Genomic DNA, 8,304 nt, shown 5'->3' with positions numbered 1-8,304 from the left:
TTGCTGACAAGCAAACACCAACAAGCGAAGCGTTAGCGAAGCATGGACAAAAGTGCATCGCAGTTTGAAAGCGTAGGCGTTAGCCGTAGCTGTTTTTGCACAAGCAAAATCAAACAAGAAAGCGCAAACCTGGCGTTAGGCTAAAAAACCTCTAAAACCTAAAATCCCAAAATATGTAGCGCGTCATGCGCGTTGTTTTTGTTTACATGTTTTAAACAGCATGCTGTTTTTTACATGTTTTACTCGCATGCGCGCGCGTGAGGGATTGGGGGTTGCAACCCCCTAAATAACGAAGCTGTAGGGTTTCTCATTTTTTGGTGAAAATGAATAAAACAGAACTTCTTGTTACTGATAACAGAACTTCTTGTTACTGATAACAGAACTTCTTGTTACTGATAACAGAACTTCTTGTTACTTTAACTAAAAAATCTCTCATTTTTCACTTAAAAATAAGAAAAATAGGTATGTTTTTGTTGTAATATGAGCGGTTTTTGCTAAAAATAATATAACTTTTATAAAATAGTTATAATATTAACAATTTTTAGCTACAATAACAGCGTGTGAAGATGCTTTTGTAGCGGTATTTCCTATGTGCGACAAAATTTGGAGCAATTAACTTGACTTGGTTGAGTTAGTGGGTTGGAGGATAGAGAGGGCGACACCTCGTTAGGAGGTATCAATGTGAAAGTATTTGTCGTATTAGTTCTAGTATTAGTAATTCTCGCACAATTGCTATATTAGGCTTATTCGTGGTCTAATCCCTTGTTTATGGGGGTTGGCTCGTTATAAGCATACTAATACGATCACACTTATTATACACCAAAAGATAAGGAGTATAGAGTGGAATTTGATCAATTAGAATCACAAAGATCAGACTTACAAAAAGTGTTAAAAGAATTAGACACACTCCCAAAAACCCCACAAATTGAGTTACAAAAACAAGAAATACAAGACCGCATCAACAAAATAACAGACACAATAATCAAAGAATTACTATCAAAGCATGAAATCAAAAAAGAAGAATTAGAACCCACTCTAAAAGAAAAACCCACACCAACAAAAGAGCCACAAACCACCCCAATACCATGCAAAGATTTAGTGGTTACAACCCCTAAAGATAAAACCTATACCACCTACCACAACAACGCTAATAAGGTCAATCTAGGGAAATTGAGCGAAAGGGAAGCCAATCTTTTATTCGCTATTTTTCAAAGACTTAAAGATCAAGGGAATACCCTCATTCGTTTTGAACCGCAAGATTTAAAGCGAATGTTGGGCATTAAAATATCCTATGGTAATCTTACAAGAACCGCTAGAAGCATGTGGAATAAAATAAAAACCGCTGATTTTTGGGAAGTTAGAGACATTATAGTGAATGGTAGAGAATGCGTTTCTGAAAAAAATTACATGCTTTTTCAGGTTTGTGAAATCGTAAGCGACAAAGAGACAAGAGAATTTTTGTATATGGATATTCAGCTCAACACAGGCTATAACTATCTACTCAACAATCTAGGAATGGGCGGTCAATACACTTCTTTCAAACTTTTAGAATTTCAAAGAGTGAGAGGCAAATACGCTAAAACGCTCTATCGCTTGCTCAAGCAATACAAAAGCACAGGGATTTTAAGCGTGGAATGGTCTCAATTCAGGGAGCTTTTAGACATTCCAAAAGATTACAAAATGGAAAATATCGATCAAAAAGTCTTAACTCCAAGCCTCAAAGAACTCAGAAAAATCTACCCTTTTGAACACTTAAGCTACAAGAAAGAACGCAAAAGCCATGACAAACGCAAGGTAACCCACATTGACTTTTATTTTGAGCAATTGCCACAGGGCGAAACCAAGCAACAAAAACAAGCCGACAAGCAACGCGCTCAAAGAGACATTAAACTCATAGCGTGGGATATTCACAACCAAATCGCTAAAAGAAGCGCAAAAGCCACTATAGAAGCTAGGTTTCTTGAATTAAAAACCTTGATCGGCTATCAGTTCAGGCACAACAATGGGACTATTTTGCAAATTAACGACGCCACTTTTGAAAAGAATCAAATGTTTTTGCATGTTTTGACTAACAAAAATTCTCAAAAATTCCTTGTATCCAACAAGACATTCGCTTTGGAACTTCTGTTTGTTAATGGATACAGCCTGAAAAAAGACATGTTGGAAATTGATCCCCCAAGTATCCACCCTATCACGAATGAACCCATTAAGGAATTTGCAGAATACATAGGCAAAACGGTCATCATGACTAATAACAATGTGGATCAATGCCCTGATGGGATAACAAGCTATTTAAAAATCACTAATATTGTCAAACTGAATGACAATCGGATCTGTGTTTCAGTCCAAGATGTGGATAAACCTGACAAACTCCTAAAACCTTTCATCGCTAAAGATGAGAAACATTTGAAGAATTGGTTCAAGAAATACTATCGGTGAAAAGACAGATGCATGCTAACTAAACTCATAGAAAAACTGAATCACGAAAGAAAGAATGCTATCAAAAATGGCATTTACCACTTGATCCAAATCAAATTTTCTTACAACTCCAATCGCATTGAAGGAAGCGGTTTGACTTATGAACAAACCGCTCATATTTTTGACAAATCCGCTCTTATAACTGAAAAAAACGAAAATATCAAACTTGACGATATTTTTGAAACTATCAATCATTTTGAATGCGTGAATTACTTGCTTGAAAGCTATAAAGAACCTTTGAGTTTAGAATACTTCAAGAATTTACACAAAATCTTGAAAAAGAATTGTTCTGATGAAGTTATTGGTGATTTCAAAAAACGCCCTAATTTTGTAGGCAATAGCGCTACAACAAGACCCAAATTAGTTGAAAGCGAATTGACAAATCTTGTGAAAAATTACCAACGCAACCTTGAAGTGAGTTTGGAAAACATCATAGATTTTCATGTGGCTTTTGAAAAGATACACCCTTTTAGTGATGGCAATGGTAGGGTGGGGCGATTAGTGATGTTCAAAGAGTGTTTGAAAAACAATATCATGCCTTTCATCATAGAAAACGAACACAAAGCTTTTTACTATAGGGGCATTATAGAATACCACAAGACAAAAGGTTATTTGAAAGACACCATTTTGCAAAGTCAAGACAATTTCAATGAAATGGTTAGCTATTTCTTGTTGCCTATCGGTGCAGATTGGAACGATTAGGCAGTGTGGTTTGAGTGCGGAAAGCTTGGAATGCCTTTTGACTATCCCTTGCTAAAGCAAGGAGCTTCCTAACTAAAGCGCCCTAATGGACACTAACACGAAAGGCTTTGTTCTTTAAAGTCTGCATGGATATTTCCTACCCCAAAAAGACTTAACCCTTTGCTTAAAATATTGTTCGCAGCGTTGATGTCTCTGTGTTCTCTATACCCGCATTCTAAACACCATCAGTGAACTCCAAGAACGCCCTACAAAACAAGAACTCCAAGCCAAAAACAAAGAAATCAACACCCTAAAGCAAGAAAAAACCGACCTAAAAGATAAGCTCCAAGCCCAAGAAAAGACCATCAACGAACTCAACAAATTCAAAAACAGCTCAAATTTAGCCCTAGACCTTGAAAAAGCCCAAGAACGAATAAAAACCCTAGAAAGCAATGAAAACACGCTTATACACGTTTTACACGATAAAGAAGACATAATCCAAAACAAAGGCAGGACCATCAATAGACTCAAAAAAGAACTCAAAGAACTAGAATACAATTACCGCAAAAATCGTGAAAGAATGGTAGCAGAAAACAAACGCCTAAAAGAACAAGGACTAGAAAAAATCTACACTCAAAAAGACTATGAAGACTTGAAAAAGGCGCATCACCAAGAAGTAGAAGAGCTCAAAAAACAAATCCAAAAATACAAAACGCAAGAAACAAACACACCAACCAAAAGGATGTAGCCATTTAGCAAAACTCTCAATCTTTGCTATCTAAAATCGCCTACAACCAACGCAAAACAAAAAACCGAATAATCCATCGCCTAAAAGCTAAAAATCGCCTAAAAAGAAAAATACAAGCAAAAAACAACTAAAATCTCTTTTAGTCGCTAACCATTTAGCCAATCTCACTAGTTTAGCATCTAAAAGCGCATATGACTTGTGTTAGCCATCCAACCACAACTAAAACCGCACAAGCGAAGCGTTAGCGATCATTCAAGCGGTTTTAGACCGATTGTTTGCTGACAAGCAAACACCAACAAGCGAAGCGTTAGCGAAGCATGGACAAAAGTGCATCGCAGTTTGAAAGCGTAGGCGTTAGCCGTAGCTGTTTTTGCACAAGCAAAATCAAACAAGAAAGCGCAAACCTGGCGTTAGGCTAAAAAACCTCTAAAACCTAAAATCCCAAAATATGTAGCGCGTCATGCGCGTTGTTTTTGTTTACATGTTTTAAACAGCATGCTGTTTTTTACATGTTTTACTCGCATGCGCGCGCGTGAGGGATTGGGGGTTGCAACCCCCTAAATAACGAAGCTGTAGGGTTTCTCATTTTTTGGTGAAAATGAATAAAACAGAACTTCTTACGAGTGATAACAGAACTTCTTACGAGTGATAACAGAACTTCTTACGAGTGATAACAGAACTTCTTACGAGTGATAACAGAACTTCTTTATTTTAAAGTTATGATTATTAACAATTTTTAGCTACAATAACAGCCTAAGACGGTATAACATGGTTGCTAATCCTAGTGTTAACAAATTTGGAGCAATTAGCTTTAAAAGCTAGTGGGTTGGGAGTTTGTAGCGGGTGGCACTCCGTTAGGAGGCACACCATGAAAGCATTTTTGATAGTAGTGATTTTAGTGGTAATCTTAACACAGCCACTATATTAAAACCTTAGCGTTTTAATAACCCTTATAAGTCCGCCAAGACTTTTTAAGGGTTTCACTCCTATCATTATATCGTCTTTTTATGAGATAAGCATTAAAAGGCGCTCAAATGCCCATGAATACGAATTTTGAACAACTTAGAAAACAAGAATTAGAATTACGAAAATTATTAGAAGAATTAGACACACTCCCACAAACCCCACAAGTTAAACTACAAAAACAAAAAATACAAGCTTATATAGACAAGATCACTCCAAGTATTTTGAGCGGTTTTAATCAAAAATTCAAAGAAATTACAGAAAATTCACCAAATGAGTTTGAAAAAGAAAAACCCACACCAACAAAAGAGCCACAAACCACCCCAATACCATGCAAAGATTTAGTGGTTACAACCCCTAAAGATAAAACCTATACCACCTACCACAACAACGCTAATAAGGTCAATCTAGGGAAATTGAGCGAAAGGGAAGCCAATCTTTTATTCGCTATTTTTCAAAGACTTAAAGATCAAGGGAATACCCTCATTCGTTTTGAACCGCAAGATTTAAAACGCATGATTATGGTCAAATCTAACTTAACCAACAGGCAATTATTGCAAGTCTTAAAAAATTTGCTTGACAACATAAGTGGTGCTAATTTTTGGATTATTAGAGAGCATGTTAAAAATGGCGAAATCTATGAAGACCACACTAGCTACATGCTTTTCAAACAATTTGAAATCCGCATCCATAAGCCAACCCAAACTATAGAATATTTAGATGTCCAACTTAATGATAGCTATCAATACTTGCTCAACAATCTAGGAATGGGCGGTCAATACACTTCTTTCAAACTTTTAGAATTTCAAAGAGTGAGAGGCAAATACGCTAAAACGCTCTATCGCTTGCTCAAGCAATACAAAAGCACAGGGATTTTAAGCGTGGAATGGTCTCAATTCAGGGAGCTTTTAGACATTCCAAAAGATTACAAAATGGAAAATATCGATCAAAAAGTCTTAACTCCAAGCCTCAAAGAACTCAGAAAAATCTACCCTTTTGAACACTTAAGCTACAAGAAAGAACGCAAAAGCCATGACAAACGCAAGGTAACCCACATTGACTTTTATTTTGAGCAATTGCCACAGGGCGAAACCAAGCAACAAAAACAAGCCGACAAGCAACGCGCTCAAAGAGACATTAAACTCATAGCGTGGGATATTCACAACCAAATCGCTAAAAGAAGCGCAAAAGCCACTATAGAAGCTAGGTTTCTTGAATTAAAAACCTTGATCGGCTATCAGTTCAGGCACAACAATGGGACTATTTTGCAAATTAACGACGCCACTTTTGAAAAGAATCAAATGTTTTTGCATGTTTTGACTAACAAAAATTCTCAAAAATTCCTTGTATCCAACAAGACATTCGCTTTGGAACTTCTGTTTGTTAATGGATACAGCCTGAAAAAAGACATGTTGGAAATTGATCCCCCAAGTATCCACCCTATCACGAATGAACCCATTAAGGAATTTGCAGAATACATAGGCAAAACGGTCATCATGACTAATAACAATGTGGATCAATGCCCTGATGGGATAACAAGCTATTTAAAAATCACTAATATTGTCAAACTGAATGACAATCGGATCTGTGTTTCAGTCCAAGATGTGGATAAACCTGACAAACTCCTAAAACCTTTCATCGCTAAAGATGAGAAACATTTGAAGAATTGGTTCAAGAAATACTATCGGTGAAAAGACAGATGCATGCTAACTAAACTCATAGAAAAACTGAATCACGAAAGAAAGAATGCTATCAAAAATGGCATTTACCACTTGATCCAAATCAAATTTTCTTACAACTCCAATCGCATTGAAGGAAGCGGTTTGACTTATGAACAAACCGCTCATATTTTTGACAAATCCGCTCTTATAACTGAAAAAAACGAAAATATCAAACTTGACGATATTTTTGAAACTATCAATCATTTTGAATGCGTGAATTACTTGCTTGAAAGCTATAAAGAACCTTTGAGTTTAGAATACTTCAAGAATTTACACAAAATCTTGAAAAAGAATTGTTCTGATGAAGTTATTGGTGATTTCAAAAAACGCCCTAATTTTGTAGGCAATAGCGCTACAACAAGACCCAAATTAGTTGAAAGCGAATTGACAAATCTTGTGAAAAATTACCAACGCAACCTTGAAGTGAGTTTGGAAAACATCATAGATTTTCATGTGGCTTTTGAAAAGATACACCCTTTTAGTGATGGCAATGGTAGGGTGGGGCGATTAGTGATGTTCAAAGAGTGTTTGAAAAACAATATCATGCCTTTCATCATAGAAAACGAACACAAAGCTTTTTACTATAGGGGCATTATAGAATACCACAAGACAAAAGGTTATTTGAAAGACACCATTTTGCAAAGTCAAGACAATTTCAATGAAATGGTTAGCTATTTCTTGTTGCCTATCGGTGCAGATTGGAACGATTAGGCAGTGTGGTTTGAGTGCGGAAAGCTTGGAATGCCTTTTGACTATCCCTTGCTAAAGCAAGGAGCTTCCTAACTAAAGCGCCCTAATGGACACTAACACGAAAGGCTTTGTTCTTTAAAGTCTGCATGGATATTTCCTACCCCAAAAAGACTTAACCCTTTGCTTAAAATATTGTTCGCAGCGTTGATGTCTCTGTGTTCTCTATACCCGCATTCTAAACACCATCAGTGAACTCCAAGAACGCCCTACAAAACAAGAACTCCAAGCCAAAAACAAAGAAATCAACACCCTAAAGCAAGAAAAAACCGACCTAAAAGATAAGCTCCAAGCCCAAGAAAAGACCATCAACGAACTCAACAAATTCAAAAACAGCTCAAATTTAGCCCTAGACCTTGAAAAAGCCCAAGAACGAATAAAAACCCTAGAAAGCAATGAAAACACGCTTATACACGTTTTACACGATAAAGAAGACATAATCCAAAACAAAGGCAGGACCATCAATAGACTCAAAAAAGAACTCAAAGAACTAGAATACAATTACCGCAAAAATCGTGAAAGAATGGTAGCAGAAAACAAACGCCTAAAAGAACAAGGACTAGAAAAAATCTACACTCAAAAAGACTATGAAGACTTGAAAAAGGCGCATCACCAAGAAGTAGAAGAGCTCAAAAAACAAATCCAAAAATACAAAACGCAAGAAACAAACACACCAACCAAAAGGATGTAGCCATTTAGCAAAACTCTCAATCTTTGCTATCTAAAATCGCCTACAACCAACGCAAAACAAAAAACCGAATAATCCATCGCCTAAAAGCTAAAAATCGCCTAAAAAGAAAAATACAAGCAAAAAACAACTAAAATCTCTTTTAGTCGCTAACCATTTAGCCAATCTCACTAGTTTAGCATCTAAAAGCGCATATGACTTGTGTTAGCCATCCAACCACAACTAAAACCGCACAAGCGAAGCGTTAGCGATCATTCAAGCGGTTTTAGACCGATTGT

The 8,304-nt window shown here is 36.5% G+C and carries 6 protein-coding genes; all 6 read left to right on the top strand.

Annotated elements, in window-relative coordinates:
• Nucleotides 1–840: 840 nt before the first annotated feature.
• The 6 genes from HPB14_RS07730 (at nt 841) to HPB14_RS08215 (ending at nt 8,029) form a co-directional block, all read left to right on the top strand.
• Nucleotides 841–2,439, top strand: coding sequence for a replication initiation protein (locus HPB14_RS07730; protein WP_000393736.1), 1,599 nt, complete (start codon nt 841–843; stop codon nt 2,437–2,439).
• 12 nt (nt 2,440–2,451) lie between these two features.
• Nucleotides 2,452–3,180: a Fic family protein gene (locus HPB14_RS07725; protein WP_000956345.1), complete on the top strand. Its 729-nt coding sequence runs from the start codon at nt 2,452–2,454 to the stop codon at nt 3,178–3,180.
• 559 nt (nt 3,181–3,739) lie between these two features.
• Nucleotides 3,740–3,907: a hypothetical protein gene (locus HPB14_RS08220; RefSeq protein WP_154079640.1), complete on the top strand. Its 168-nt coding sequence runs from the start codon at nt 3,740–3,742 to the stop codon at nt 3,905–3,907.
• 1,034 nt (nt 3,908–4,941) lie between these two features.
• Nucleotides 4,942–6,561, top strand: a complete 1,620-nt coding sequence (locus HPB14_RS07715; protein WP_001132149.1) for a replication initiation protein — start codon at nt 4,942–4,944, stop codon at nt 6,559–6,561.
• 12 nt (nt 6,562–6,573) lie between these two features.
• Nucleotides 6,574–7,302, top strand: a complete 729-nt coding sequence (locus HPB14_RS07710) for a Fic family protein (RefSeq protein WP_000956345.1) — start codon at nt 6,574–6,576, stop codon at nt 7,300–7,302.
• A gap of 559 nt (nt 7,303–7,861) precedes the next feature.
• Nucleotides 7,862–8,029, top strand: coding sequence for a hypothetical protein (locus HPB14_RS08215; protein ID WP_154079640.1), 168 nt, complete (start codon nt 7,862–7,864; stop codon nt 8,027–8,029).
• Nucleotides 8,030–8,304 lie beyond the last annotated feature (275 nt).

Source organism: Helicobacter pylori HUP-B14 (assembly GCF_000259235.1).
GTDB lineage: Bacteria > Campylobacterota > Campylobacteria > Campylobacterales > Helicobacteraceae > Helicobacter > Helicobacter pylori_CU.
Note: the sequence above shows the minus strand (reverse complement) of the source record. Positions and strands in the feature narration are given on the sequence as shown.